At 55.3% G+C, this 1,339-nt stretch carries 1 rRNA gene (cut by a window edge); it reads right to left on the minus strand.

The annotated features are described in order from the left end of the window. A 23S ribosomal RNA gene (locus tag ACI1P1_RS29650) occupies positions 1–1,339 on the minus strand; its annotated part runs 1,585 nt beyond the window's last position; the annotation flags it as partial.

Below are 1,339 nucleotides of genomic sequence, written 5' to 3' on the forward strand. Positions count from 1 at the left end.
GGTTAAGCCCTCGACCGATTAGTATTCGTCAGCTCCATGTGTTGCCACACTTCCACCCCGAACCTATCTACCTCGTCGTCTTCAAGGGGTCTTACTAAATTGGGAAATCTCATCTTGAGGGGGGCTTCACGCTTAGATGCTTTCAGCGCTTATCCCGTCCGCACGTAGCTACCCAGCTATGCTCCTGGCGGAACAACTGGTACACCAGCGGTGCGTCCATCCCGGTCCTCTCGTACTAAGGACAGCTCCTCTCAAATTTCCTGCGCCCGCGACAGATAGGGACCGAACTGTCTCACGACGTTCTGAACCCAGCTCGCGTACCGCTTTAATGGGCGAACAGCCCAACCCTTGGGACCTACTTCAGCCCCAGGATGCGATGAGCCGACATCGAGGTGCCAAACCTCCCCGTCGATGTGGACTCTTGGGGGAGATAAGCCTGTTATCCCCAGGGTAGCTTTTATCCGTTGAGCGATGGCCCTTCCATTCGGAACCACCGGATCACTAAGCCCGACTTTCGTCCCTGCTCGACTTGTAGGTCTTGCAGTCAAGCTCCCTTATGCCTTTGCACTCTGCGAATGATTTCCAACCATTCTGAGGGAACCTTTGGGCGCCTCCGTTACACTTTAGGAGGCGACCGCCCCAGTCAAACTGCCCGCCTGACACGGTCCCTTACCCGGTTTCACGGGTAGAGGTTAGAATCTAGATACGATCAGGGTGGTATCCCAACGGTGCCTCCACCGAAGCTGGCGCTCCGGTTTCACTGGCTCCCACCTATCCTGTACAGATCGTACCCAAATCCAATATCAAGCTGCAGTAAAGCTCCATGGGGTCTTTCCGTCTTGTCGCGGGTAACCTGCATCTTCACAGGTATTAAAATTTCACCGGATCTCTCGTTGAGACAGCGCCCAAGTCGTTACGCCATTCGTGCGGGTCAGAATTTACCTGACAAGGAATTTCGCTACCTTAGGACCGTTATAGTTACGGCCGCCGTTTACTGGGGCTTCGGTTCACAGCTTCGGATTGCTCCTAACCGCTCCCCTTAACCTTCCAGCACCGGGCAGGCGTCAGCCCGTATACTTCGCCTTGCGGCTTCGCACAGACCTGTGTTTTTGCTAAACAGTCGCTTGGGCCTTTTCACTGCGGCCCCCTCGAGCTATTCACTCTACCGGGGCACCCCTTCTCCCGAAGTTACGGGGTCATGTTGCCGAGTTCCTTAACGAGAGTTCTTCCGCGCGCCTTAGAATTCTCTTCTTGCCTACCTGTGTCGGTTTCCGGTACGGGCACCTTCGCCTGGCTAGAGGCTTTTCTTGGCAGCGTGAGTACAGGACCTTCGGGTACT

Source organism: Paenibacillus mesotrionivorans, assembly GCF_046098205.1.
Classification (GTDB): Bacteria; Bacillota; Bacilli; order Paenibacillales; family NBRC-103111; genus Paenibacillus_AR; species Paenibacillus_AR mesotrionivorans.